Here is a 25,375-nt window from a genome sequence, read left to right as displayed (position 1 = left end):
ATGTGGCTGCCCGCATCGGGCAGCCAGGGGGATATCAGGCCTTGCCCGTGCTTTTTTTGATGCCGTCGGCCGCCAGGGTATCCAGCTCTTCCTTGAACTGCAGACCCAGCGCATTGAGCTTCTGGATGTCATCCAGCATCTGGCGGGAGAGCTGGCTGGCGGTTTCCAGCTGCACAGTGCCGAGGGCCGCCAGGCTCTGGGCATCCTGCACCTTGCCAACCGCCTGCAACTGGCTCAATCCCAGTTCGGCATAGGCATTGGCGGAAGCCAGCTGCAACCGGGTCAGTTGTTCAATATTGCTGGCCAGCAGCTGGTTGTAACGGGTAAGGGGGGCAGCAAAGCCTTGCATCTGCTCGGTAAAGGTCTTGATTACGTCCATATTCATCGCGCGTCTCCGTGGTTGACAGCAGGGTATTGCAAAAGGCCGACAGGCCCATTCTTTGGTTACATCCGTTCGACTACATCCTGAAGTCGTTGCGTGTCGTTTGCTCTGTTCAAACGCACGTTTGAGTATTGTGTTACCAAATGAGGCTTGATGTAAATAATATAAATGTTAATTTTTGCTTAAATTTTGATTCTGGTCTATCCAGATGGGCGAGTGAATTCAGACGGGGAATGACGCAGCCACGCCTGTCCGGCCTCGTTCCTTCCTGCCAGTACTGATAGGCTGGCGCCACTCTCTGACCGTCAAGGAAAGCCCCGATGAAACCTGCCCACCTCTTGCTTGCCTGTGGTTCTTTAGCCCTGAGCGGTGTTTCCCATGCCAGCACCCCGATTCAGGTCTCACTGCCCGGTGTCAATCTGCCTGCCTCCCATCAGGTCGAAGGCGCCAGAGCCTCCTTTCTCTATGGCCGCACCGGTCAGGTGAAAGGGATAGATCTGCCCATCTTGGCCCTCTCCGATGTGGATCAGTTCAGCGGCCTGCAGCTTGGCGTCTTCCTCGGCGCCGGACGGGTGCGCCACCAGTTCAACGGTGTGGCCATCAATGCCGTCAACTGGCACGAGGGACAGGACAAGGGGGTGAACCTTGGCTTCGTCAACCTAACCAACAATGTGCAGGGCCTGAACTGGGGCGCCGTCAACATCGCCAAGGGCAATGCTCTGGCCAACGTGGGCTTCGTCAACTATGCCGAACGCACCACCTTCCAGTTGGGTTTCATCAATGCCACCAAGCATCTGGACGGGCTGCAGATCGGTCTGGCCAACTACGCCGAGAACGGTATTTTCCCCATACTGCCGCTGATCAATTTCAAGAAATCTTTCTAAGGCCGGCTCCCGGCCTTGCTTTAGGGGCCGCAGCCATTACCCTGTGCTCCATTGATAGCGCGCAGAGGTGACACGGGCATGACAATGGAACACATGGATGCCATCGGTATCGGCTGGGATGTGAGAGGCTGGCAGGGCAATGCCCAGGCGGTGGCCGTGGTGGGCTGGCAGGCACGCGAGCAGCGCCTGCACTGGTTTGGGGTGTCGCCCCTGTTCCGGTTGAGCTCGCGGGTGGCGCCGGATCTGGATGCCCTGCTGCGCCCGGCGCTGCAGGACGAGATGAACCTGATGCAGGTGCTGGCTTGCCCGCAGCTTGCGTTGGGTATCGATGCGCCGCTCGCCTTTCCACGTGCCCTGGGCGATCTGCTGGCGGGGAGGGCGACCGAGTGCGCCGTGCCCCAGCGCGAAATTGACAACCCTTATGCCTATCGCGATTGCGAGCGCTGGCTGCACCGGCAATATGGCAAGAAGCCCCTTTCCGCGACCTTCGACCGGCTCGGCAACAACGCCACGCTGGCGCTCTCCATGCTGCCCCGGCTGGGGGATCTGCAACTCGTACCCAAGCTGCAGTCTCAGGCCGATCGCGCCGTGCTGGAGGTCTATCCCGCTTTGGCCAAAGTGGGTGGCAAGGCATCCGCGGTCAGGGCCGAGCTGCAACCCCATCTGCCTGCAGAATTGGCGACGGGCACGGATCGCTATGACGCTGCCATCTGCGCCCTGATGGCGCTGCAATACGCCGCCAAGGGGACTGTGTCTCTGCTGCCACCCCTGATACAAGCGCCCGCCGACATGGTACTGGATGAAGGCTGGGTCTATCACTTCGCGCGCCCTTGAAAGCAGGGCCGAGTACTGACCTCTCGGCCTTGTTCTGCTCCTTTTCTGCAGGGTGTTATACAGGGCACCCGGGTTTTTCTTTGCTTTCCTCAGTGCCATCAAGCAGCCAGACAAGATGCTGGTTTATTGCTCTCATATGCCATCAAACAAAAGCATGGGATCACCGCGTGAAACTCGGTTAAGCCAGATGGAACTGCCCCTGGTCTGGCAGGGCAAAAACGGCACTAACAGGGCATGGGGTGGGATTGTGATGACAAATTCACCGTTTGATGGTGATTTCCAGGGCTAAATAGCGGTTTGTGCCGCACAAAAGTAGAAGTGCAATCTCCTCATCCGATATATTGCGCCTTTCCCTGATCTTCTCTGCGGTGATGTCGATGAAACGCATTCTCTCTATCCAGTCCCACGTGGTGTTTGGCTGTGCCGGTAACAGTGCCGCCGTGTTTCCCATGCGCCGTCTCGGCATGGAGGTGTGGCCCGTCAACACGGTGCAATTCTCCAACCACACCCAGTACGCGGCGGGCTGGCAGGGGATGGCGATGCCTGCCGGTCACATCAGCGCCCTGGTAAAGGGGTTGAGTGATATCGAGGTGCTGTGCCAGTGTGACGCCGTGTTGAGCGGTTATCTCGGCTCGGCCGAGCAGGGGGACGAGATCCTGGCGGTGGTGGCCGCGGTCAAGGCCGCCAATCCCAATGCGATCTATTTCTGCGATCCCGTCATGGGGCACCCGGAGAAGGGGTGCATAGTCGCCCCCGGCGTCACCCGTTTTCTCACCGAGCAGGCGCTGCCGGTGGCCGACATCATGGCACCCAACCTGCTGGAGCTGGAGACACTGTGTGACACCCACCTGGCGGATCTGGCCCAGACCCGGGTGGCTGCCCATCAGCTGCTGGCCAAGGGGGTCAAGATGGTACTGGTCAAGCATCTGGGGCGTGCCGCACAGGAGTCGGGTCGTTTCGAGATGCTGCTGGCCACCCCCGAGGGCGACTATCTGATCGCCCGTCCGCTCTATGCGTTTGCCCGCCAACCAGTGGGGGTAGGGGATCTTATCAGTGCTCTGATGCTGGCCAATCTGCAGACCGGCTACGATGCCGTGACTGCCTTTGAGCGCACCAATGCGGCGGTGGACACAGTGATGCTGCACACCTGGCAGGCAGAGGCTTACGAACTGCAACTGATTTCAGCCCAGGATGCGTTTGCCGAGCCAGTGATCAAGGTGCGCGCCGAGCGGTTGGCCTGATCATCCAGGCTTGCGAGCCCATGATCACACAGCAGGCAGGGCTGCCGTGTTCACTCCCCACGTGACTGCCTGACAGTGTTCCACTCCTTGATAGTGTTCCGCTATCTGATAGTGTTCCACTGTGGGGAAGGGGTCGTAGAAATGGTGCAGCAGTGCCTTCCATTGCTGGTACTGAGCGGAGCCGCGAAAGCCCTGAGTGTGATCTTCGAGCCGCTGCCAGCTGACCAGCAACAGATAACGGTGAGGATCGGTCAGCGAGCGCTGCAACTGATGTCCGGCGTACCCTGGCATGGTGCTGATGATGGTCTGGGCTTGCCCAAAAGCCTGTTCGAAGGCGGCGGCCTGACCCGGGACAACCTGCAGATGGGCGACTTCCAATATCATGATGACTCCTTGTCTTGACGGGGGAAGCGCCATTTCAGCAGTTCAGGCCACAACGAACAAGGCCAGCCGTCAGGCTGGCCTTGTTCGTTGGCGATCATCAAGGGTTTTTATCCCGGATCAATCCCGCGGATAACGGGCCCGATAGCGCTCAGCCATGGCGTTGGCCGCTATCATGGCGTTGTAAACATCCTGCTCGCTCACGGCCATCGGCATATTGACCATGGTGTCGAGGGGATCGCAGGCAAGCGTTGCCACCTTGCGCCACTCGCTCTCGATGAAACGGGTCAGCCCCATCTCCTGCAAGGTCATGGGCAGACCGGCAACCTGGATGATGCGCATGACCTCATCGACCTCGGTCTGGGGCGCGCGTTCCAGCACCAGCTGGGTCAGCAGACCGAATACCACCTTCTCCCCGTGCTGTGCCCGGTGCAAGTCAGGTACTACCGACATGCCGTTGTTGACCGCATGGGCTGCCGCCAGACCACCGGCCTCGGCGCCGACGCCGCTCAGGTAGATGGTGGCTTCAATGATCTGCTCGAGCGCCGGTGTGGTGACATGATGGTGAATGGCATCCATCGCCATTTCTATGTTTTCCCCCAGCAGCTCATAGCAGAGTTTTGCCAGGCCAAGTCCGGTACGGGAGGGGCGCTTGCCCACCAGGTTGATGCCATCGGCTCGATAGCAGGCGCGGGCCTCGAAATAGGTGGCCAGGGCATCCCCCACGCCAGCGGCGAAGAAGCGGGCAGGGGCCGCCGCTATGATGGCGGTATCGGCGATCACCACGTCCGGGTTCTGGGGGAGGAACAGGTAGCGCTCGAACTCGCCCGCCTGATTGTAAATCACCGCCAGCGCGGTACAGGGCGCATCGGTGGAGGCAATGGTGGGGAACAGCACAACGGGACGGCGCAGGTAGAAGGCAACCGCCTTGGCCACATCCAGGGTCTTGCCGCCGCCGATACCGACGATCACGTTGGCGCCCTGCTGTTCGGCGAGATCGCAGAGGCGACGGATCTCGATATCGGTGCATTCGTAGTTGAACTTCTCGACCCGTCCTTTCAAGCCTGCTTGCAGCAGACCGGCCAGCGCCTCTTCGCGCACCCGCTCCAGGATGAACTCATCGCTGACGAGCAGGGCGTTGTCGCCAAAATCTTTCACATGATCATGGAGTTGAGGCAGAAGGTCGTGACCTATGATGAACTTTTTGGGGGAGGTGACGGTACGAGGCAGAATAGGCATGCAGGATTCCTCAAGGCAGTGAGTGACACCCGTTAGGTATGCAAACGGGTCTTCCTGCCACACCATACGCCTCGCTCGCCATCAGGTGAAGGGGTAATGGCGCAGGCTCCTTGTCAAAATTAATCAACTGGCGTTTTTGATTGTTTTTGCAAAGGGGCGTGCCCTGCTTGAACAAGCGCGCAACGCCGCAGCACAATGCGCCCTCCGGGGAAAGAGTGGCGCCTTGCTTTCCCGGAGGGCATTCATCAGAGCTGCTTGTAGAAGAAGAGGGTGGCGGCCAGGGTACCGTCGGCATTGCGGGCAAAGTCCGGGATCTGGCCAACTTCCTGATAACCGAGCTGGCGATAGAGGCTGGATGCCACGTCGCCGACCCGGGTATCGAGCACCAGCAGGGTGCGTCCCTTATCCCGGGCGCCTTGCTCCATGGCGGCCATCAGGGCGCGGCCGACGCCCTTGCCACGGGCGTGGTTGTGCACCATCAGTTTTTCTACCTCGGCCCGGTGGCGGCCATTTGCCTTGGTGCAAAGCGCCAGTTGCAGGGCCCCGACCAGGTGGTGCTGCTCGAAGGCAACCCAAAGCCGACGCCTGCCTGCTGCCAGCTCAGTCTCGATCCCTTGCCAGTATCCCAGTCCCTGATCTTCTGTCAGTGGCGGCAAAAATCCCACCGAGGCGCCATTGGCCACGCTGTCTTGCAGCAGGGTGATGAGCGCAGGCTTGATGCCCAGGGTGGTATCAACCTCAACTATGTCCATCGAGAGTCCTTGTCAAACGTGGTCGCGACAGCGGGTCTGGCCCGCTGCGGCTGAATGCACAGATACAATCCAGTGTCATCAGCATGACTGGTCAGACTCGCCTTTTCTGATGCCGATTTCAAGTCGGGCACCTCTGCAGGGTGCGCAGGATCACGCTTGTCCATCAGCCCCACCACGGGTTCATCAGCCGCACGTCTTAGCGGACAAGATTTTGCTCTACCAGCCAGGCGAACAGCAGGCGGGACACGGGGGAGATCTGTTCGAGGTGGCGGCTATCGAGCCAGCGCAGTTCGGCGATCTCGGCCGAGGCAACAGGTGTACCGCTGGCTTCACCGGTGTAACAGCGCAATCGGACCTGCACGCCTTCAGGCTTGCCATCGGCCTGGGCGCTGAATTCGCAGGCAAGGCGCAAGGTGTCGGCTTGCAGGGTCACGCTCAGCTCCTCCTCGATTTCTCGCATCAGCGCCGCTTCATCGCTCTCTCCCGCCTCGCGTTTGCCGCCGGGAATGTAGTAGATGGCCTTGCCGTGGGAACGGGCGCAGAGCAGTTGCCGATCCTTGAAGGTCAGCCAGGCGAGTTTGTCGATCATGATTGTGTCCCGGTGGTTCAAATGGTCAGTAGAGAGCATTCACGTATTTTTCAGTCGGTTCCGGCAGCAGATCTTGTGGATGATCGCCACCAAATGTAGCCCATTTGCTTTTTCCCTTAAATGAGCTGTTGGCTATGCTCTTTTTGCTCAAGGTATCGTAGATAACTACCTGAATTTCAATTACATCCGGTTTTCCAGACCATTCTGTTGCCCGTTCCTCCCAATGTAGAATGACGGGTTTCACATAATATCTGAACTGAGTCGGCTCAATGTTGGTCAGGCAAGGATCTCCATGACAACTGGTCGTGATCTCGACTCTGTGAGCCTTCTTGGAAAATGCCGCATAGATTGCCTGGGCCGTCATTTGCCCCGAATTCTGATACTGCGTAGTTTCATATGACCCATCTTGGGGCTGCGAAATGAGTACCCCCTGACTGGCATCGAGTTTATTGGTTATCGTTTGTACATCGGCTTGTTGATAGGTCGAGCTGCAGCCGACAGCAAGCAAGGAAAAAAGGGCACCGAGATAGGGTTTCAAAATACATTCCTTTGTTTAATCAGTTGTTTTTTGATGTTTAGATAAAGCGTGATTTTTATACCAAAGTTAAAAATATAACTTATTGATTAAGCTCACATAACTCCTTATAGGATCGATATTCTCGCTGCTTCAAGCCCAGCTTTATCGCCAGATGCTCCAACTCGACTCTATATTCCTCCAACCGATCTTCATCATCGGTCATGATGGCCAGCTCGGCAAAGTCGCCGAGCCCGTCCAAGTGATCCAGCGTGACGTGGAAGGGGCCAACAAAGTAGATGCTACGCCGCTTGCTGATGGCCAGCACCTGCTGATAACCCAGGGTCTGCAGCATGCTCGCAGCCTTGTCGGCGTCCGTGATATTGACCGCCTCGCAGCGATCCCGCTCGGGCCCCTTGACGATCCAGAGCTTTATGCCGGAAGGCTGCATGGTACGGATCACCAGGCTCTTGCCCTCTGTGGCAGGGTAGGTTCCGGTGTGTCGAAGTAGCTGTCCTGTTCCAGATTGTTTTCCAGCATGACTTCCAGATCCAGCGTCTTGAGCGCGGAGATGAAGGCGGGTCTGTCATCCAGTCAATATTTGAATTCGACTTCATAGCGGCCCTGAAAATGATCCTGTGACATTGAGGCTGTCCTTGTAAGCTGCTGGCGTGTGCTGGGTGGCAGCCTACCAAAGTTGAGGGGCTGGCCCAAGGGGTCAGCCTTGCTGGAGATGGAAACGCTCTGTTTCCCGTCGGGTTCGTTTGCGCTTTGTGATTTTCCAGTAGAGCGCTTTTCTGCAGGCGTGGCTGATCGGCGTATTGCCTTTGTCAGTGATCTGGCTGGCCGCCACTCTGTCAGCAAGAGAGGGAATGAAAAACGGGTGTTAACAGGTGGTGAGTCCCTGGTTAGAGAGTCACCAATGGGCGCCAAAAAGTTCGCGCTGGCGCACAGGATGGGGCGCCCGGACTGGGCGGGAACAGGCCCCTGTGGTTTAATCCTTGCCACTTTCGCGGTAGCTGCTTCCGCTTGATAGGCCAGCTACCCCCGCTTTGGCAAGATGCAGGTGATCAGATGCAAGTGACAGCAGAGAGCAAATTTATCGGACTCGGGGTGGCGGGCAACTTTGCCGGCCACCTGGAGCAAGCTGGAGAAGCCTCGGATTTCGTGGCTGTGGTGGTGCGTGATACCACAGCGCCCAAGGCGCTGTTTCCCTTCTATGTGCCGGGTCACCCGGGTCAGCTCGGCGTCTTCCCCCTGAGCGAGAAGGCCATCTTGCTGCCAGAGGCGGCGGTCAGTGGTGACGAGAAGGTGCAGATCGAACCGGAAGTCGCGCTCTGGTGCGAGCTGGAGTACGCAGGTACCCAGGTGGTGGCCATCCATCCTCGCGCCTTTGGGGCCTATAACGACTGCTCCATTCGTCGTCCCAATGCCAAGAAGATCAGCGAGAAGAAAAACTGGGGGGAAGAGAGCAAGGGGCTGGCAGCCAATCTGCTGCCACTCAGTGGTTTTACCGCGGGTTGCGAGCTTGATGACTATCGCATCGCCTGCTATCTGGAGCGCAATGGCGAGCTCCACGTTTACGGGGTAGACAGCGCCGCCGTTGATTACAGCTATTTTCATCAACAGCTGCTGGACTGGGCCATCGACAAGTTCAACCATCAGCAGGATGAGGGCCCGGCAGAGCATATTCAGGGGCTGCTGGCCCAAGCTGGCTACCCGTCCCATGCGCTCATCAGCATAGGCGCCACCCGTTATACCCCCTTTGGTGAGACCCACTTCCTCAAGCCCGGCGACACGTCCTGTGTGCTGGTCTATCCGGCCAGCCGTTATAGCGAAAGTGATATCCGCGAGGCCATTCGCACCCGCCAGTTCGGGCCGGATGTGTCAGCCCTGCTGCAAGCGGTCAAAACCCGCTAATACCACCACCTTCCCCCGTGCTCGCGGGGGAAGGCTCGCCTTCTTGCCATTCCAATCCCGTCTTTTTTCGCTGTGCTTACATAACCTGATGATTTATTTTAACATTCAGCCTGTTTAGCAAGGGCAATAGAGACACATCATGGTAGAACTCAAAACGATCGGGCTGTTTCTGATCACGGCGGTGGCCGAAATCGTCGGCTGCTATCTGCCCTATCTCTGGCTGACACAGGGCCGAAGTGTCTGGCTGCTGCTGCCAGCGGGTTTGAGTCTGGTGCTGTTTGCCTGGCTGCTTTCACTGCATCCGACCGCTGCCGGCCGTGTCTATGCGGCCTATGGTGGCGTCTATATCTTTGTCGCCATCCTCTGGCTCTGGCTGGTGGACGGTATCAGACCCACACTCTGGGATCTGGTGGGTTCGCTGGTGGCGCTGCTCGGCATGGCCATCATCATGTTTGCACCAAGGCCGGCTTAGGGCCCATGGGTGACGCTGCATCGGGAACAAGATCAGGAGGATCCCCATGGTGGTGATCAGAACGTGCAATGAACAAGACGTAGCGGGTTTGCTGACCCTTTATCGGGAGCTGAGGCCCCATGATCCGCCGCTGGTTGAAGCCGAATCGACTCTTGCCGCCTTGCTGGCCCAATCCCATGTGCGGCTTATCGTCGCCGAGGTGGATGGACAGCTTGCCGCTACCTGCCAGCTGGGGGTGATCCCCACCCTCACCAACGGTGGCAGGCCGTTTGGCATCATAGAGCACGTGATCACGGCGGCCCGATTTCGGCGCCAGGGGCTGAGCCAGAAAGTGCTCGAACAGGCGCTGGCCATCGCCTGGCAACAGGATTGCTACAAGGTGATGCTGCTGTCAGGGGAGGGACGTGAGTCGGCCCACCGCCTGTATGAAAAGCTGGGTTTCAAGGCCGGCATCGAGAAGGGATTCGTCATCAAGCAAGTGGATGCCAAAGTCACAGCCGAGCCTCTCCGGTAAGGCGATTCGCTCCACACAACAGAGTCATATTATGAAGATTGAACAAGCAAAGACGCGGGATCACGCGACCCTGATCAGCATCTGGGAAGCCTCGGTGCGCGCCACTCACCACTTTCTGCCAGAGGAGGAGATAGATGCCCTCAAGCCGCTGATCCTGGAGCACTATTTCGCGGCCGTCGATCTGGTCTGTGCCAGGGACGAGACAGGTATCGCCGGTTTTTGCGGCGTGCACGATGGCAATGTCGAGATGCTGTTTCTCGCACCCGAGGCAAGAGGCCGTGGCATCGGACGCCTGCTGGTGGCCCATGCCATCAGCCGCCAAGGGGCAACCAGGGTGGACGTCAACGAGCAGAATGTGCAGGCGCTCGGCTTCTACCAGCGCATGGGGTTCGCCGTGACGGGGCGCTCGCCACTGGATGGCCAGGGCAAACCCTATCCGCTGTTGCATATGGTGCTGGCAGATTTCGAAAAGGTGTGATCTATCCCGCCAATAAAAAACCGCCTTTCGGCGGTTTTTTATTTTTCAGTGCGGGCAGCTTATGGCCGGCCTTACTCCTCGTTGGAGTTGTCCTGATAGCTGTCGCGCTGGGCCCGGGGCAGGCGGCGCATCGGGGTGAGCCCTGCGTCTACGCCACCGCGATCCTTCTGGCGCGCCGGCGCTGGTTGCTTGCTGCCATCGGCTTTGGGCTTGCCCCTGCCTTTGGCGGGCGCCTTGGCATTGTGCTTGGCGTTGGCATGGCCGCGATCCCGCGGCGGGTTTTGTACCGGCTTGCTGCCCGGCAGGGTCTGGCGAGTCGGTTTGCCGCTCGGCTCATAACCGGCCAGGATCTCACTCGGTATGCTGAGGCCGATCAGGGACTCGATGGCCTTGAGTTGATCCTGCTCATCCTGGCTGACCAGGGAGATAGCTTCGCCGCCACGACCGGCACGACCGGTACGACCGATGCGGTGGATATAATCCTCGGCCACTTGGGGCAGCTCGAAGTTGATCACATGGGGCAACTGATCGATATCGAGACCACGGGCGGCGATGTCGGTGGCGACCAGTACCCGTACCTTGCCTTCCCGAAAATCTGCCAGCGCCCGGTTACGTGCACCCTGGCTCTTGTCACCGTGGATGGCGACGGTATTGAGACCGTCTTTTTCCATTTGGTGGGCGAGGCGGTCGGCGATCTGCTTGGTGCGTACGAACACCAGCACCCGTTGCCAGTTATTGCGGCCGATCATGTGGGAGAGCAGCTCGCGCTTGCGCTCGCGGTCGACCTTGATGATGCGCTGGTTGACCTGCTCGGCGGTGCTGTTGCTCGGGCTCACCTCGATCAGGGTCGGGCTCTTTAGCAGATCGTCGGCCAGCTCCTTGATCTCGTTGGAGAAGGTGGCGGAGAACAGCAGGGTCTGCCGCTCTTCCGGCAGTGCCTTCATGATGCGGCGAATGTCGGTGATGAAGCCCATGTCGAGCATGCGATCCGCCTCATCCAGCACCAGCACTTCCAGCTCGGTCAGGGTGAGGGCGCGCTGGGTCAGCAGATCCAGCAGGCGGCCCGGGGTCGCGACCAGGATGTCGACGCCGAGCTTGATGGCCTCCAGGTTGGGCTTGATGCTGACGCCGCCATAGGCGATCAGGGTGCGAAACGGCAGGTGATGGGCGTACTTGATGATGCTTTCGCCCACCTGGGCGGCCAGTTCACGGGTCGGGGTCAGCACCAGGGCGCGTACCTGACGACGGCCACCACGGCCATGGTTGGCCATCAGACGGTGCAACATGGGCAGGGTGAAACCGGCCGTTTTACCTGTGCCTGTCTGGGCGCCGCCCAGCACATCCTGGCCTGCCAGCACAGCCGGAATGGCTTGCTGCTGGATGGGGGTTGGCTGTTCGTAACCCAATTCCTTGACGGCCCGCAGAATGTGCGGTGACAGACCCAGTTCGTTAAATGACATGTTCGAGAGAGACTCCTGAGGTGAGCCTTGGGCTCAACGAGTGACAGGCAGGCGCTGACGCCTGGCCTGTCACAACATAAGACGCAGCGGACCACCTGGGCAGCCAGCCACGACATAGAAAAGATAATGGGGGCGTAATATAGCAGATGTGCGGCCTGCACGCAGCAGCCGTGTCACTTGCCCGGGCCGCTGCGTGGGTCTGGTCCCGTGGCGAGGCTCAGAGCAGTGCGCTTATCTCGTCCAGCAGGCTCTCTGGCTTGGTCTGGGGGGCGAAGCGTTCCACCACCTCGCCGTCGCGGTTGATGAGGAACTTGGTGAAGTTCCATTTGACGTTTTCCAGCCCCAGCAATCCGGGTTTTTGCTGTTTAAGCCAGCGATAGAAGGGGTGGGTGTGCTCGCCGTTGACTTCGCACTTGGCCATGATGGGGAAGCTGACCGGATAATCCAGCGAGCAGAAGCGGGCGATTTCGTCTGCATCCCCTGGCTCCTGATGGCCAAACTGATCGCAGGGGAAGCCCAAGATCACCAGCCCTTTGGGTCCCAGCTGCTGATAGAGTGCCTCCAGCCCCGTGTATTGGGGGGTAAAACCACAGCGGCTGGCCACGTTGACCACCAGAATGACCTGACCTTGCAGGGCGGTGAGAGAGAACTCGGTACCATCGAGACGTTGCAGGGGAAGATCGGGCAGAGACATGGTGCACTCCAGAGAGGATGGGGCCCATTCAGGGCAGTGGTTATGCACGTTAACGGGCCCGGGATCCCGAGGCAAGCAGCAAGTGCCGGGTTTGCCTCCCCTCATGCATCCTTTTGTCGAGCCAGATCACAGGGCGGCGAGGCCGGTACGATAAAGGGCGCCTTCTGTGGCGGGATAGCGTATTGATGGTGGGACTTCTCAGGAGAAGCAAACTGGTTTGTGCTCAGGCCAGGAAGTCGCTAAAAAGCGCCCTCTCTCCACTAATTGCGAGCCAATCTTGGACTATCAAGCCGTCATGGATGCCATTTACACCCGGGGATGGGTGATTGTGGATGACTTTTTAACCGCCGTTGAGGTGGATGCCCTCAAAGCCTGTCTGCCCCATGCGTGGCATCCGGCCGGGATTGGACGGGAAAGTCTGCATCAGGGCAATCCCGATATTCGCCGTGATCAGATCCACTGGCTGGAGCCTTCCCTTGGCGCGCCAGTGGCGGACTATCTCGGTCGCATGGAGTCCCTGCGCCTCGCCGCCAACCGCATGCTGATGCTGGGACTGTTCGATTACGAGGCCCACTTTGCCCGTTATCGCAGCGGGGACTTCTATGCCACCCATCGCGATGCTTTCGCTGGTCGCTCCAACCGTCGTCTCACCTCTGTCTTCTATCTCAACAACGACTGGCAACCTGAGGCGGGTGGCGTGCTCAGGGTCTATGACAACGACGAGCAGCTCTTGATGGATGTCTCTCCCAAGGGAGGGCGGCTGGTATTGTTCCTGTCGGAGGAGTTCCCCCACGAGGTACTGCCCGCCAATCGTGAGCGTTACAGCATAGCCGGCTGGTTTCGGGTCAATGGCAACGGCATGGGGCGCGTGGATCCGCCGCGCTGAGCCCTTTTCGTCCCGTTTTTGACACAAGAGGGGATTTTTACGGGCCGCGGCTGCCTGATGGTGCCCCCATCAGCTGACAAGGCTTGATTTCCCTTGCTACACTGGCTCGCACTTATGTTCGTATCTGGCTTCGTCCATTTTTAGTGCAGTTGGATTATCACATTGTCATGACGAAGCCGCTTCTCCCAAGGGATCACATCTAATGAAGAACATGCATGTCTTGCTGCTGTGCGGCGGCGGTGGCTCAGAACACGAAGTCTCTCTGCGCAGCGCCAATTTCCTTGAGCAACAACTCGGTTTGGTGCCCGGTGTCGAAGTGACCCGGGTCGAGATGTTCGCCGACCGCTGGCTCTCTGCCGACGGCCGCGAGTGCAAGCTGGGGCTGGACAAGCTGCTCTCGTTTGACAGCGTGGCCCGTCCGGTGGACTACGTGGTGCCCTGCATCCACGGCTATCCGGGTGAGACCGGCGATCTGCAATCCTTCCTCGAGCTGGCGGGCCTGCCTTATCTCGGTTGCGATGCCGAGGCGAGCAAGATCTGCTTCAACAAGATCAGCACCAAGCTGTGGCTCTCCGCCATCGGCATTCCCAACACCCCCTATCTGTTCCTGACCGAACAGAACGACGCCGCCCTGACCGAGGCAAAAGCCGCCTTGGCCAAGTGGGGCAAGGTCTTCATCAAGGCCGCCTCCCAGGGCTCTTCCGTGGGCTGCTACTCCGCCAGCAACGAAACCGATCTGCTGGAGGGCATCAAGGATGCCTTTGGTTACTCCGAGCAGGTGTTGATCGAAAAAGCGGTCAAGCCCCGCGAGTTGGAAGTGGCTGTCTACCAGTACGGTGACGAGTTGATTGCCACTTATCCTGGCGAGATCTGCGTGCCGCAGGACAAGTTCTACACCTATGAAGAGAAGTACAGCAGTGCCAGCCACACGGCGACCAGCCTCAAGGCCGAAGGCCTGACCCAGGCGCAGGCCGATGCAATTCACGAGTATGCCCTCAAGGCGTTCCGTCAACTGAAACTGACCCACCTGTCTCGCATCGACTTCTTCCTGACGGAAGAGGGCGAGATCCTGCTGAACGAGATCAATACCTTCCCCGGCATGACCTCCATCTCCATGTTCCCGAAACTGCTGGAGCATCACGGCCACAGCTTCGCTCACTACCTCGAGCAGATCCTGCGCAAGTCCGCCTGACGGTTTGCCGAAAACAACAGAGGGGCCCGCGGGCCCCTCTGTTGTTTGCAGCTTGCCCAGATCACATGGGAGCAGGGGTGAACAGCCAGATATGCGCCCCTTGTGGATCGGCAATCAGGGCCATGCGCCCGACTTCCGGGATATTCAGGGCTGGCACCACCACGGATCCTCCATGTTGGCTGACTTTGGCCACCCTGGCGTCCACGTCATCCACCGCTATGTAGGTTGCCCAGTGCGGCGGAACACCGGCCATATCGGGATTGTCACGGGTCGTCTGTACCCCGGCTACAGGTCTGCCATTGACGACCAGCATGGGGTAGTTGCCTCCCTCCATGGCCATGGTCTGGCTCTCCCAGCCGAGCACTTCCGTGTAAAAGCGGATCCCGGCCTCGGCGTCCGGAACATAGAGCTCGTGCCAGGTGAAGGCAGAGCCTTCCGCCAGGGCATGCTCTCTTGCCATATCTTGTTCTGCCATCGTCTTCCTCCTGTGTCCCATGCGTGGGCGCATGGGTTGACGACCAAGTATAGAGAGGCGTGGCACCCCGGCTTGCCCCGGATGGGGGGCCTTGCTGCGCGGCGGACGGCTCGTTACAATCTGCCCCCTTTTTTCCCGCAATGTGCACCGCCAGAGCCGCGCCCCCATGAAGCCAATCCCAGATCACGCCGTCAATCGCCTGCGCGTATGGCGCAAGAGCATCTCCACCCGTCCTTTTCTCGCCCGTGGTGGCACTGTGCCCCGCTGCGAGGCATGCCAGTTGCGCTCTGACTGGTGCGCCTGTGAATGGCGGCCAGAGCTCAAGGCCGAGGCCGGCTTCTGCCTGCTGATGTATGACAGCGAGCCCATGAAGCCCTCCAACACGGGGCGCCTCATCGCCGATGTTCTGCCGGATACCACCTGGGCCTTTCTCTGGAAGCGTACCCAGCCCCATCCTGAGTTGCTGGCCCTGCTGGCCGATCCCGTCTGGCAGCCCTACGTGGTGTTCCCCGCATGCGAGAAAAACCCGGCGCGCGTGACCGAGCAGGTCATGCTCGCCCCCGGCAAGAAGCCGCTCTTTATCCTGCTGGACGGCACCTGGCCCGAGGCGCGCAAGATGTTCAACATGAGCCCTTATCTGGATAGCTTTCCCGTGCTGGCGGTCAAGCCGGATGCACTCTCCACCTATGGCATGCGGGTCGCCAATTGCGACGAGCACCTCTGTACCGCGGAAGTGGCGGCCTGTGTGCTGGAGGTGGCCGGTCAGCTGCAAGCCGGACAGGCGCTGCAGCTCTGGTTCAATCTGTTCAGCCGCCGCTACATGGCGGGCCGTGTCAGCCGGGCGCCCGGTGAGGATGAAGTGCAACTGCAGCAGGCGTTGGCTGCGATAAAGGGCGGCGTACCAGCTGAGGCGATAGCTGATAGTGCCGCCTGATAGCGCCGCCTGATGGCGGGGAAGGGGAAAATAGGGCGAGATGAATAAGACTGATGAAAATATGGAATCAATTGGCTGCCACTGTTTCGTTAGCCTCATGAACCCATGGCCTTTAGGATAGCGGCCAAGCCAGCATGTCCGGCTTGTTTACACAGCAAATTCAACAAGGGCCCCTCTTTGGCGGGCGACCCTGTCTCGCGAGGTCTATGGATGGAATTGGAACTGTTTACCCTGCTCGCCCTGTTCGGGGTGGCGCTGATTGCCGGCTTTATCGATGCCATTGCCGGCGGCGGTGGCCTCTTGACCGTCCCCGCCCTGCTGGCGACCGGCATGCCGCCGGCGCTGGTACTGGGCACCAATAAACTGCAGAGCAGTTTTGGCTCCTTCTCCGCCACCTGGTTCTATGCCCGCAAGGGGCTGCTGGAGTGGGCCATGATCTGGCCCGCGGTGATCTGCACCTTTATCGGTGCCGCCATCGGCACCCTGGCGGTGCAGACCATAGACGCCGCCATTCTGGAACGGCTCTTGCCCTTCCTGCTGATGGCGTTTGCCTGCTACTTCTTTTTCTCCCCCAGAGTGAGCGATGCAGAAAGCGCACGCCGCCTGACCCCCATGGTGTTTGCGCTGTTGGTGGGGGGGGGAGTGGGCTTTTATGACGGCTTCTTCGGCCCGGGCACAGGGTCGTTTTTTGCCATCGGCTTCGTGGCGCTGGCGGGTTTTGGCATGGCGCGGGCCACAGCACACACCAAGCTCCTGAACTTAACCTCCAACCTTGCCTCCCTGCTGTTTTTTGCCCTGGGTGGCAAGGTGGTGTGGAGCGTTGGTTTCTGCATGGCGCTGGGGCAGTTTATCGGTGCCCGTGTTGGCTCCAGACTGGTGCTGAAGAAAGGGGTAAAGCTCATCAAGCCCCTGCTGGTGACCGTCTCTGTGCTGATGTCAGCCAAATTGATGTGGAGCCAGTATCCCGAGCTGTTTGCCTGGATCCAGTGAGACGGCAGATCTGCTTATAAACCCGTGCTCTCTACTGTTTGCACGGGGTTATTGACTCGGCCCGCTGAAATGATGAAAGTGCCTGCGCAGCGCACTCACCAGCTGCGCAATGCGTTCCCGCTTCAGACTGCTTTGGCGATAGACCAGATGCAAAGGGCGCCCCAGCCCAGGCAAGGGGCGCGCCGTTTCCCCCTGTTCTCCCACCAGTGCCAGCAGACCTGCTGGCAGCAGCACAGGGCCTATGCCTGCCTTGGCGAGTTCTATCAGCGCCAGATAGGAGTCCAGCTCCATGGCGGGCACCAACCCCAATTGCGCCAGCGGCTCGCGCAGATAGCGGTTGGAGGGGTTCTCCAGATCCATGGTCAGGATCTTGCGCTGATCTGCCGAAGGCGCCTCATCCTGATCGCTTCCCACCAGATAGAAGGGCTCCTCCAGCAATAGCTCGGCTCCCAGACCATGGCCGGGAGGCAGCCGACCGGCACAGATGCCGAGCAGGACGTCGCCACTGCGCACTCGGGCCAGGATCACCGGGGTGTGATGGGTGGAGAGGGCAATATGGGGATCGCGGCCCAGATAGTCGTGCATGAAGCGGGCAAGGTAGCCCGCCAGCAGGGTTTCGGAGCAGGCGATCGGCAGGGGAGTAAGATCGGTGAGGGTCAGGCTGTCGGCCAGCACCCCCTTCATCTCGGCGAGACTCGGGGCCACCCGGTCGAGCAGCTCCCGCGCCTGGGGGGTGAGCCGGATCTGGCGGCCATCCGGCTCGATCAGCTTCTTGCCAAGGCGCAGCTCCAGCTGACCAATACGCTTGCTCACCGCCGACTGGCTGATGTAGAGGCGACTGGCCACCTTGGCCATGGTGCCCTCGCTTGCCAGCAGACTGAGTGTCTCCAATCCTTCCAGTAACATTAGGGCCCCTGGTGTCTCACCGTATATCGAATGGCGTTACCTTAGGGGCTGATGGCGTCAGGAGCAAGTGTCGTTCACCGCCTTGGCAGGCCGCCAGCGCCACTCCCGCAAGGGTGGGGCGAAGATCACCAGATTACCGAGCAAACTGATCACAACGCCCACCACTGAGACCGTCTGCCAGACAAACCCTTCATAAAGCGTCGAGAGCGTGAGCGCGACCAGCGGGAACAGCACAGTGGCGTAGGAGGCCTTGCTGGCACCAATCCTGCCTACCAGCGTGAGGTAGGCAGTGAAGGCGATGACAGAGCCGAACAAGGCGAGATAGACCATGGCCGCCAGATAGTGACCGTCGGTCGGTATGGTCAGGGACTGGCCGAGCAGGGTGACCCAGCCCAGCAGCAATATAACCCCGTACACCATGCCCCAGGGCACCAGTTGCAGCACGTGATAGCCGTGGCGCTGGCCGCGGGCAGAGACCAAATTGCCCAGCGAGAAGCAGAGGGTGCCGCCACAGGCCAGCAGCAACCCCTTCCAGCCGTTTGCACCCAGTTGCGCATCCGCCAGCACGGGCCAGAACAGCAACAGGGTGCCCAACAATCCCAGCAAGGATCCTTGCAGCCAGCGCAAGTTGGGGCGTTTGCCCTCGAACAGCCAGAGATTGAGGCCGTTGAAGATGCTGGCACTGGCGAAGATCACCGCCGACAGGCCACTCGGTATGTAGAGGGTGGCGTGATAGAAGCAGAGAAAGTTGGTGGAAAAGAGCAGGGCACCGAGCAGGGCTGCGTAGCGCTGGCCCGCCCAGGGCAGGCGCGGGAAACGGCCGCTGACGGTGAGCAGTGCAAACAGTGCCAGCGCCGCCAGCAGGAAGCGATAGAGCACAGACACCTCGATGGGAATGGGGCCGAGCTGCCAGGCGATGGCGATCCAGGTGCTGCCCCAGATAAGGACGGTGGCAAGATAGAGCAGGAGATTCATAACACATCCGGTGAAGTGGGAATGGGATGAACCACAGCATGGGGGGGGCCGGAGCGACTGGCTTGCACCATCTTGCGGTTATTTCAGCCGGGCCGCAGCGTTTGGCCCAGCGGCGCGGTAAGATGGCCGCAAGGCATGATGGGCGAGGCAGCAAGGTGCAACAGATAAGACAGGCGGGCGTATTCGATGCACTGGTCAGCACGGGAGCGCGGCTGGAAGACTCCTGCTGGCTGGAGTCGGGCCTTGGGGTGGCCAGCTGGCGCAACTGCTACGATCAGACCCGCTATCACAAGCCGGGTCACCATACCCTGAGCGTCTATTTGCAAGGGGGCGAGCAGACTGAGCGCCTCGATGGTCCCGGCGGCCATGGCGGCACCGGCAAGGTGTGCATCATGCCGGATCACCACAGATCCGAATGGCTGGTGCGCGAAGAGTTCCGCTTTTTCCACCTCTACTTCACGCCAGCCCATCTCACCCGCATCGCCGAGCAGGTCTGCGACAAGGAGGGGCGCCATCTGCTGCTGGAAGACAAGACCTTCATCGATGACCCCCAGGCATCGGCGCTGGTACAGACACAGCTGATGAAGCTGGAGTGGCAGCACGGCATCGACCGCATGGCGCTCTCCCACGGCGTCTGGATGCTGATGCTGCATGCTTATCGCCACCACACCCGGGAGGCGCCGAGCCTGCCCGAGGTGCGTGGCGGCCTGGCACCCGGGGTGATCCGGCGGGTGCAGGAGTACCTGCAAGCCCATCTGGCCGAGCCGGTTACCCTGGCTGAGCTGGCACAGCAGGCGAGCCTCAGCGAATATCACTTCGCCCGCATGTTTGGCCAGAGTCTGGGGTGTCCGCCTCATCGCTATCTGCTTGGGCTGCGGCTCAAACGGGCCAAACAGTTGCTGGCAGGATCCGACTCCCTGGCCAGCATCGCCATCCTGTGCGGTTTCTCCTCCCAGGCGCATTTCGGTAATCGTTTTCGCGAGGCATTTGGCCTCACACCGGGACAGTGGCGTACACAATTGTCATCTTATCGTCACAGATAACGCTGAGACTCTGGGCAAAAGAGGTGTACCATCTGCCACTTACCCATTGAAAGGAATGCCCATTGAATTATCGCAAACGCCAGACTCGTACTCGTCACCTTTGGTTCAGCCACTGGAATGCTCCCCAAGATCGCACCTGTATTCCCACCCCTCCCGAACCCGTAGTGCCTCACAGTTCCCGCTGAAAATCGATACGACCCGATAGGTTTTTTCCGGCAACTTTGCCACTATTGCGCCATCTGAATGGATTGGATATGGCTGCATGTTTCTGGAACGCATTGAAGTCAAAGGTTTTCGCGGGATAAATCGCCTCTCGCTCGGGCTGGATAACACCACGGTTCTCATCGGTGAGAACGCCTGGGGCAAATCCAGCCTGCTGCGCGCCCTCTGGTGTCTGTTGGGGCAGGATGCCGAACCCTATCAGTTCAGCAGCGATGATTTTCACCAACCTGAAGATCCCGAGCTCGCACCCGCCCGTCATCTGCAACTGGTGCTCACCTTCAGTGAACACAGACCCCAGATGTGTCTGCACTCCCATCGCCTTGCCCGTCTTGGCGCCTCCTGGGTCAAGCACAAAGACAAATTCCACCGCATTCACTACCGTGCCAGTGCCGAATTGCAGGCTGATGGTTCAGTGCTCACCACCCATGATTTTCTCGACGGCATCGGCAAGAGCCTGTCCATCGACAATGCCCATGAACTGGTCTGCCTGCTGATCACCATGAACCCCGTGTTCCGGCTGCGGGATGCCCGCACCGCACGCAACGGGGTCGAGATGTTGCAGTGGGGGGATTTGTCACAGAACCGGTTGAGCCAGCTCGCCGACAAGCTCATCGACGAACCCCAGCGCATCGGTGAGGCTGAGCTGAAAGAGGCGCTGCAGGCCGTGCGCCAGCTGATGGATCACTACTTCAACGCCCTTGCCCCCATGAAGCACAAGCCTCGCAGCCAGCGGGACATCGTCAATCGCCCCATGACACTGCGCAATCCCGGCAATCTGCAGACGCTGCTGCGCAATGCCGACAACCGGGCGCTGCAACTGGCGATGGCAGGCATGGCGGCCACCCTGCTCAACGCCCGTGGCAACCGTGAGCTGGAGCAGGGGGCGAGACCCATTATGATCCTGGAAGACCCCGAGAGTCGCCTGCACCCCACCATGATGGCGCTGGCCTGGGGTCTGCTGGAGCACCTGCCGGGCCAGAAGCTGCTGACCACCAATTCGGGTGACCTGCTCTCCTCTCTGCCTCTGAATCAGGTGCGCCGTCTGGTGCGCCGCCAGCAGGACATCGTCTGTCATCAGCTGGGGGGCGAGCGTTACAGCAGCGATGATTTGCGCAAGATTGCCTTTCATGTGCGCATCAACCGCCCCATGTCGATGTTTGCCCGTTGCTGGCTGCTGGTGGAGGGGGAGACCGAGATCTGGCTGCTCTCCGAGCTGGCCCAGATCTGCGGTTACAGCCTGCGGGCGGAAGGGGTACGCATCATCGAATTTGCCCAGTGCGGTCAGTCGCCCCTCATCAAGGTGGCGCGCGACTTTGGCATCGAGTGGCATCTGCTCACCGACGGTGACGAGGCGGGGATCAAATACGCCACCTCGGCCCGGGCGCTGCTCAAGGGGGAGCGGGAGCGAGACCGGCTGACCCAGTTGCCGGCGGCTGATATCGAGCACTACCTCTATCACAACGGCTTCGAGGCGGTTTTCAGGCGCGAGGCCGGGGTCGGTGGCCGTTCGACCCTCAATGCCGGGCGCATCATCAACAAGGCCATTCATCATCGCAGCAAGCCTGGCATGGCGCTGGCGGTGGTGGAGGAGGCTGAGCGCCTGGGAGGCGAGCAGATACCAGCTGTGATCCGGCAGATGTTTGCCAAGGTGGTGGCACTGGCGCGCGGTCAGGGCTGATGGTCTGTGCTGGCCGGCGTCCAATGATGCCGGCCAAGCGTGATCCCGCCTTGTCATCCCGATGGTGCTGAGCGTCAAATCCCTCGCAAGGCGCTTGCAGAGATTGGGGACAGGGCTGGGTTTGGGTATACTCGGCCCCTTCTCTGGCGCCCCACAGGCGCATCCCGAATCTTTGCTGCTGGAGGCGTCATGTTCGTCCAACTCCCTTTTTGGCTTTTTCCCCTGACAGGTTTGATGGCGTTGGGGGCTCTTATTGCTCTCGGCATAGTGTTGTGGCGCGGTGATCTCTGCCCGGGCCAGCGCTCGCGGATCACGGCCCAGCTCTTCTCCATCTGGGTGATCACCGGGCTCTCACTGATGCTGGCGGTGGAGGCCAAAGTGGCGAGCTGGTTCGTCTGGAGCGGTGGCGCCGCCCTGATCCTGGGGATAGTGCTGTCCCTTGCCCAGTCACGGCTGGAGGGCAAGCGTGCCATTCCGTCCACTCTGCTCTGGCTGCCTGCCATGCCGCTGCTGGTCTATGGGGTCGGCCTGCTGCAAATTCAGGGCTGGTTGAGCGGCCTGCTGCAGATGATCTTGCTGGGGGCGGCCTTCGCGCACCTTATGCTGCTGCGGGCCCGCCACCGTCTGCAGGCGTTCAATCTGTTGCTGCCACTGGCGGGGCTGGTGGCTGCCATGCTGAGCCTGCTCTGGCTGGCTGTGCTGGTAGGCTGGCAGGGCAATGGTACTGCGCTGGATGCCCTGATCCCCGGTGTGTTGACCCAGGCCATCTTGCTGATTGCAGCCTTGTTGCTCTGGTTCAGTCCCATCTATCTGCAAAAAGAGACGGCGCCCGTTGTGGTCTCCACCGCCCTGTGCGGCCTCGTCATTGCCCAGATAGCGGCGACCAGCGTGCTGCACCAGCTGACCTGATCGCGTACCGCATTGTATGAATAGAAAAGCCCACCCCGAGTCACTCAGGGTGGGCTTTTTGATGGCCGCAACAGTGCAATCCGGGCCTAGTAGAAGTCATCCGCCCCGCAGATAAAGAGGCAACTGCTGCGCGGCTGGGCCAGGTACTCTCGGGTCAACCCCTCCAGCGGCATGCCGAAGGTGCAGATATCGTGGGGTGAGGGCAGGGCGGTATCCAGGATCCGGCGCCAGTAGCCACCCACCCCCTTGGGGGGGCTTGGCAGATTGAAGGTGAGCGGCTCCCAGTAGGCATTGAACAGCACATAGAGTGCCAGCTTGGTTTCGCTGGAGAGTGCCGACATGGCGATGGCGTGGGAGTGGGGGCTGAAGTCCGGCTGGGCGGCATTGACCCCGTGCCAGCAGATCTCGCTGTGACGCAGGATCTCGGTCAGCGACAGCGGCATGCTCTCCTGCTCCGGTCGCTGGAACAGGTGCTTGCGATACTGGATCAGCTCCTTCATGAAGCGGAACATCTCCTGTCCCATGGTACTGGTTTGCCAGTTCATCCAGCAGGTTTCGTTGTCCTGGCAGTAACCGTTGTTGTTGCCATGCTGGGTACGCAGCACCTCGTCCCCCATCAGCAGCATGGGGGAGCCCACCGACAACAGGGTGGCCACCATCATGTTCTTGGCCTGGCGTATGCGCAGCGCATTGACGTGAGGATCCTCAGTGACCCCTTCATGGCCATGATTCCAGCTGAAGTTGTGATCGCACCCGTCCCGGTTCTGCTCGCCGTTGGCGTCGTTGTGTTTGTGGTCATAACTGGCCCAGTCCCACAGGGTGAAACCGTCATGACAGGTGACGAAGTTGATGCTCTTCTCCGGGTCGGCGTGGTGATAGTGATAGATATCCGGGCTGCCGCACAGTCGCTCCACGAAGGGAGTGACGGCGTTGTCATCCCCGCGCAGAAAGTGGCGCACGTCATCCCTGAACTGGCCGTTCCACTCACGCCAGCGCGCGCCGGCTAGGCTGCCCACCTGATAAAGCCCACCCGCATCCCAGGCCTCGGCGATGAGCTTGATGTCGGCGATGCGGGGATCCGTGTCTATGGTGCGCAGGGTTGGCGCATTGGCCTGCGGCATGCCGGACTCGTCCCGCGACAGTATGGCGGCCAGATCGAATCGAAAGCCGTCCACGTGCATCTCCTGGCGCCAGAAGTGTAGGCTGTCCATGATCATGCGCAGAACCACTGGGTGGGCACCGTTGAAGGTATTGCCGCAGCCCGAATAGTTGGTGTCCTTCTGATTGCTGTCGAGGATGTAGTAAGCCTCGTTGTCGATACCGCGAAACGAGAAGATGGGGCCATCGTCGCCCCCTTCGGCCGTGTGGTTGTAAACCACGTCCAGGATCACCTCGATATTGGCTCTGTGCAGGGCCTTGACCATGTCCCTGAACTCGGTGAGCGGATCGCCGCCACTGGCATATTGAGCGTGGGGGGCAAAGAACGACATAGGGCTGTAGCCCCAGTAGTTGGACAGCCCCTTGGGAGCATCCTGGGGATCGAACTGGAACACCGGCAGCAGCTCGACGGCTGTGATGCCGAGGGATTGCAGATAGGGGATCTTCTCGATGAGGCCAAGATAGGTGCCGCGCAGGGCAGGCTCCACCCCCGAGCTCGGCGACTTGGTAAACCCCCCCAGATGCAGCTCGTAGATCACGGAGCGGGAGAGGGAGTGAGCGGGGAGCTTGTCCCCTTCCCAGTCATAGTCGCGGGTATCCACCACCCGGTTTTTGGCACACACAGCCAGGTTGCTGCCGGGACGGGCCGCAGCCCAGCGGTCGTAGGTCGGCCCCAGCTCAATGCTGCGACCATAGGGGTCCAGCAGTACCTTGTCTGCATCGAAGCGGGTACCGTAGTAGGGACGCCAGGGGCCCTGGATGCGATAGGCATAGCGCTGGCCCAGCGGAATGCCTTCGATATGGATGTGCCAGTAGTAGGCGGTGCGGTTGAGACGGGGAGAGAGCACTATCACCTCAGGGGTGTCATCATCGGCACGGGTGAAGAGCAGCAGTTCAACCCGACTGGCCAGGCGGGCCCAGATGGCAAAGTTGACGCCGTCGTTCTCGGGTGTGGCCCCCAATTGACGGCAATGACCGGCGGATATGCGCATGATAAGGCTACCTAAAAAGAGGAGTGACAAGCCTTTTGAGTGTAGTGCGCCAAGCTGGCCCCAAACCTGCTTGTCTGAAAAAACAGCGTCCTGTTGCAAATTCCTTCAATTTGTGCCGCTTTAACCTTCGAATGAAGTTTTTTTAGGATATTTACTTGCAATCTGAGCGCTGGCGCCTATTATTGGCGACCTCAGACGCGGGGTGGAGCAGCTCGGTAGCTCGTCGGGCTCATAACCCGAAGGTCGTCGGTTCAAATCCGGCCCCCGCAACCATCTGGGTATCAGAGTCGAAAATGCTGATTAACGCATTGAAGACAAAGATAATTCGAACTGGCTACTGCTCGGCCAATTCGGAAAAAATATGGACGCGGGGTGGAGCAGCTCGGTAGCTCGTCGGGCTCATAACCCGAAGGTCGTCAGTTCAAATCTGGCCCCCGCAACCAACTATTTGTGCTCATGGCGAGGCTGATGCCACGCGGTGAACGTAAATACAGCGAACTACTTCTGCTCGGTAGTACGCGGTGATAAAGGCAATACAATTCGGACGCGGGGTGGAGCAGCTCGGTAGCTCGTCGGGCTCATAACCCGAAGGTCGTCAGTTCAAATCTGGCCCCCGCAACCAACTATTTGTGCTCATGGCGAGGCTGATGCCACGCGGTGA

27 protein-coding genes, 3 tRNA genes and 1 pseudogene are annotated in these 25,375 nt (G+C 59.9%); 18 read left to right on the top strand and 13 right to left on the bottom strand.

The features are described 5' to 3' along the window. Positions 1-34: 34 nt before the first annotated feature. Positions 35-385, bottom strand: coding sequence for a phasin family protein (locus tag GWQ31_RS05655; protein WP_021138288.1), 351 nt, complete (start codon positions 383-385; stop codon positions 35-37). Positions 386-702: 317 nt separating this feature from the next. Here GWQ31_RS05655 and GWQ31_RS05650 point away from each other — a divergent pair, with 317 nt between their 5' ends. The 3 genes from GWQ31_RS05650 (at position 703) to pdxY (ending at position 3,341) form a co-directional block, all read left to right on the top strand. Further along, positions 703-1,266, top strand: coding sequence for a hypothetical protein (locus GWQ31_RS05650; protein WP_021138289.1), 564 nt, complete (start codon positions 703-705; stop codon positions 1,264-1,266). Between the two features lie 78 nt (positions 1,267-1,344). Further along, positions 1,345-2,100: a DUF429 domain-containing protein gene (locus tag GWQ31_RS05645; protein WP_059111956.1), complete on the top strand. Its 756-nt coding sequence runs from the start codon at positions 1,345-1,347 to the stop codon at positions 2,098-2,100. Between the two features lie 377 nt (positions 2,101-2,477). Continuing rightward, a complete protein-coding gene (gene pdxY, locus GWQ31_RS05640; RefSeq protein ID WP_058394442.1) occupies positions 2,478-3,341 on the top strand; it encodes a pyridoxal kinase PdxY in 864 nt (287 codons plus the stop codon). 24 nt (positions 3,342-3,365) lie between these two features. Here pdxY and GWQ31_RS05635 read toward each other — a convergent pair whose 3' ends face one another. The 6 genes and pseudogenes from GWQ31_RS05635 to cyaB all read right to left on the bottom strand — a co-directional run bounded on the left by GWQ31_RS05635 (position 3,366) and on the right by cyaB (position 7,410). Beyond that, complete coding sequence (locus GWQ31_RS05635) at positions 3,366-3,725, bottom strand: antibiotic biosynthesis monooxygenase (protein WP_275908858.1); 360 nt, start codon at positions 3,723-3,725, stop codon at positions 3,366-3,368. A gap of 117 nt (positions 3,726-3,842) precedes the next feature. Further along, a complete protein-coding gene (locus GWQ31_RS05630; protein ID WP_275908145.1) occupies positions 3,843-4,961 on the bottom strand; it encodes a glycerol dehydrogenase in 1,119 nt (372 codons plus the stop codon). A 245-nt stretch (positions 4,962-5,206) separates the two neighbouring features. After that, complete coding sequence (locus GWQ31_RS05625; protein ID WP_275908144.1) at positions 5,207-5,713, bottom strand: GNAT family N-acetyltransferase; 507 nt, start codon at positions 5,711-5,713, stop codon at positions 5,207-5,209. A 196-nt stretch (positions 5,714-5,909) separates the two neighbouring features. Continuing rightward, the gene (locus GWQ31_RS05620; RefSeq protein WP_059167502.1) at positions 5,910-6,302 is read right to left on the bottom strand and encodes an NUDIX domain-containing protein; all 393 of its coding nucleotides are present in this window, start codon (positions 6,300-6,302) and stop codon (positions 5,910-5,912) included. A gap of 25 nt (positions 6,303-6,327) precedes the next feature. Continuing rightward, the gene (locus GWQ31_RS05615) at positions 6,328-6,840 is read right to left on the bottom strand and encodes a DUF4823 domain-containing protein (protein WP_265451627.1); all 513 of its coding nucleotides are present in this window, start codon (positions 6,838-6,840) and stop codon (positions 6,328-6,330) included. A 79-nt stretch (positions 6,841-6,919) separates the two neighbouring features. Continuing rightward, a pseudogene (cyaB, locus tag GWQ31_RS05610) lies at positions 6,920-7,410 on the bottom strand (class IV adenylate cyclase). A gap of 130 nt (positions 7,411-7,540) precedes the next feature. Between cyaB and GWQ31_RS05605 the strand changes: the two are divergent. From GWQ31_RS05605 to GWQ31_RS05585, 5 genes are all read left to right on the top strand, one after another. Next, positions 7,541-7,849 (top strand): hypothetical protein, encoded by a 309-nt coding sequence (locus tag GWQ31_RS05605; protein ID WP_265422834.1) that lies wholly within the window; start codon positions 7,541-7,543, stop codon positions 7,847-7,849. Between the two features lie 41 nt (positions 7,850-7,890). Next, a complete protein-coding gene (locus tag GWQ31_RS05600; protein ID WP_099993082.1) occupies positions 7,891-8,736 on the top strand; it encodes a DUF5718 family protein in 846 nt (281 codons plus the stop codon). Positions 8,737-8,875: 139 nt separating this feature from the next. Next, the gene (locus GWQ31_RS05595; protein WP_059167499.1) at positions 8,876-9,208 is read left to right on the top strand and encodes a YnfA family protein; all 333 of its coding nucleotides are present in this window, start codon (positions 8,876-8,878) and stop codon (positions 9,206-9,208) included. A gap of 46 nt (positions 9,209-9,254) precedes the next feature. Next, a complete protein-coding gene (locus GWQ31_RS05590; protein ID WP_275908856.1) occupies positions 9,255-9,722 on the top strand; it encodes a GNAT family N-acetyltransferase in 468 nt (155 codons plus the stop codon). Between the two features lie 31 nt (positions 9,723-9,753). Beyond that, complete coding sequence (locus GWQ31_RS05585) at positions 9,754-10,200, top strand: acetyltransferase (RefSeq protein WP_275908855.1); 447 nt, start codon at positions 9,754-9,756, stop codon at positions 10,198-10,200. A gap of 71 nt (positions 10,201-10,271) precedes the next feature. Here GWQ31_RS05585 and GWQ31_RS05580 read toward each other — a convergent pair whose 3' ends face one another. Both GWQ31_RS05580 and GWQ31_RS05575 read right to left on the bottom strand, forming a co-directional pair. Further along, positions 10,272-11,660 (bottom strand): DEAD/DEAH box helicase, encoded by a 1,389-nt coding sequence (locus GWQ31_RS05580; RefSeq protein ID WP_058394431.1) that lies wholly within the window; start codon positions 11,658-11,660, stop codon positions 10,272-10,274. 217 nt (positions 11,661-11,877) lie between these two features. Further along, a complete protein-coding gene (locus GWQ31_RS05575; protein ID WP_265422831.1) occupies positions 11,878-12,354 on the bottom strand; it encodes a glutathione peroxidase in 477 nt (158 codons plus the stop codon). A gap of 277 nt (positions 12,355-12,631) precedes the next feature. Between GWQ31_RS05575 and GWQ31_RS05570 the strand changes: the two genes are divergently transcribed. Both GWQ31_RS05570 and GWQ31_RS05565 read left to right on the top strand, forming a co-directional pair. Then, positions 12,632-13,240, top strand: coding sequence for a 2OG-Fe(II) oxygenase (locus GWQ31_RS05570; protein ID WP_034523454.1), 609 nt, complete (start codon positions 12,632-12,634; stop codon positions 13,238-13,240). A gap of 202 nt (positions 13,241-13,442) precedes the next feature. Next, positions 13,443-14,432: a D-alanine--D-alanine ligase gene (locus GWQ31_RS05565; RefSeq protein WP_275908854.1), complete on the top strand. Its 990-nt coding sequence runs from the start codon at positions 13,443-13,445 to the stop codon at positions 14,430-14,432. A gap of 61 nt (positions 14,433-14,493) precedes the next feature. On the opposite strand, the gene GWQ31_RS05560 is transcribed toward GWQ31_RS05565, so the two are convergent. Then, entirely contained in the window at positions 14,494-14,907 is a 414-nt protein-coding gene (locus tag GWQ31_RS05560; RefSeq protein WP_265451632.1) for a VOC family protein, read from the bottom strand. Positions 14,908-15,073: 166 nt separating this feature from the next. Here GWQ31_RS05560 and GWQ31_RS05555 point away from each other — a divergent pair, with 166 nt between their 5' ends. Both GWQ31_RS05555 and GWQ31_RS05550 read left to right on the top strand, forming a co-directional pair. Continuing rightward, the gene (locus tag GWQ31_RS05555; protein WP_275908853.1) at positions 15,074-15,841 is read left to right on the top strand and encodes a tRNA-uridine aminocarboxypropyltransferase; all 768 of its coding nucleotides are present in this window, start codon (positions 15,074-15,076) and stop codon (positions 15,839-15,841) included. Between the two features lie 210 nt (positions 15,842-16,051). After that, positions 16,052-16,831, top strand: a complete 780-nt coding sequence (locus GWQ31_RS05550; protein ID WP_005311090.1) for a TSUP family transporter — start codon at positions 16,052-16,054, stop codon at positions 16,829-16,831. Between the two features lie 48 nt (positions 16,832-16,879). Here the strand turns inward: GWQ31_RS05550 and GWQ31_RS05545 are convergent, their stop codons facing one another. After that, positions 16,880-17,737, bottom strand: a complete 858-nt coding sequence (locus GWQ31_RS05545; protein ID WP_275908852.1) for a LysR family transcriptional regulator — start codon at positions 17,735-17,737, stop codon at positions 16,880-16,882. A 57-nt stretch (positions 17,738-17,794) separates the two neighbouring features. Then, positions 17,795-18,712, bottom strand: a complete 918-nt coding sequence (locus tag GWQ31_RS05540) for an EamA family transporter (protein WP_275908851.1) — start codon at positions 18,710-18,712, stop codon at positions 17,795-17,797. 155 nt (positions 18,713-18,867) lie between these two features. Here GWQ31_RS05540 and GWQ31_RS05535 point away from each other — a divergent pair, with 155 nt between their 5' ends. The 3 genes from GWQ31_RS05535 (at position 18,868) to GWQ31_RS05525 (ending at position 22,564) form a co-directional block, all read left to right on the top strand. After that, positions 18,868-19,755, top strand: coding sequence for a helix-turn-helix domain-containing protein (locus GWQ31_RS05535; protein WP_275908850.1), 888 nt, complete (start codon positions 18,868-18,870; stop codon positions 19,753-19,755). A gap of 262 nt (positions 19,756-20,017) precedes the next feature. Beyond that, positions 20,018-21,655: an ATP-dependent endonuclease gene (locus GWQ31_RS05530; RefSeq protein ID WP_275908849.1), complete on the top strand. Its 1,638-nt coding sequence runs from the start codon at positions 20,018-20,020 to the stop codon at positions 21,653-21,655. A gap of 189 nt (positions 21,656-21,844) precedes the next feature. After that, complete coding sequence (locus tag GWQ31_RS05525; RefSeq protein WP_275908848.1) at positions 21,845-22,564, top strand: hypothetical protein; 720 nt, start codon at positions 21,845-21,847, stop codon at positions 22,562-22,564. A gap of 86 nt (positions 22,565-22,650) precedes the next feature. On the opposite strand, the gene glgX is transcribed toward GWQ31_RS05525, so the two are convergent. After that, on the bottom strand, positions 22,651-24,714 hold the full coding sequence (gene glgX, locus GWQ31_RS05520) for a glycogen debranching protein GlgX (protein ID WP_265433336.1): 2,064 nt from the start codon (positions 24,712-24,714) through the stop codon (positions 22,651-22,653). Positions 24,715-24,910: 196 nt separating this feature from the next. Here glgX and GWQ31_RS05515 point away from each other — a divergent pair. From GWQ31_RS05515 to GWQ31_RS05505, 3 genes are all read left to right on the top strand, one after another. Continuing rightward, positions 24,911-24,987 (top strand) — tRNA-Met (locus GWQ31_RS05515). 93 nt (positions 24,988-25,080) lie between these two features. Continuing rightward, positions 25,081-25,157: transfer RNA gene (locus GWQ31_RS05510), tRNA-Met, on the top strand. Between the two features lie 102 nt (positions 25,158-25,259). Next, a tRNA-Met gene (locus GWQ31_RS05505) sits at positions 25,260-25,336 on the top strand. Positions 25,337-25,375: the final 39 nt, after the last annotated feature.

The organism is Aeromonas sp. 2MA4, from assembly GCF_029237305.1.
Classification (GTDB): Bacteria; Pseudomonadota; Gammaproteobacteria; order Enterobacterales; family Aeromonadaceae; genus Aeromonas; species Aeromonas salmonicida.
Note: the sequence above shows the minus strand (reverse complement) of the source record. Positions and strands in the feature narration are given on the sequence as shown.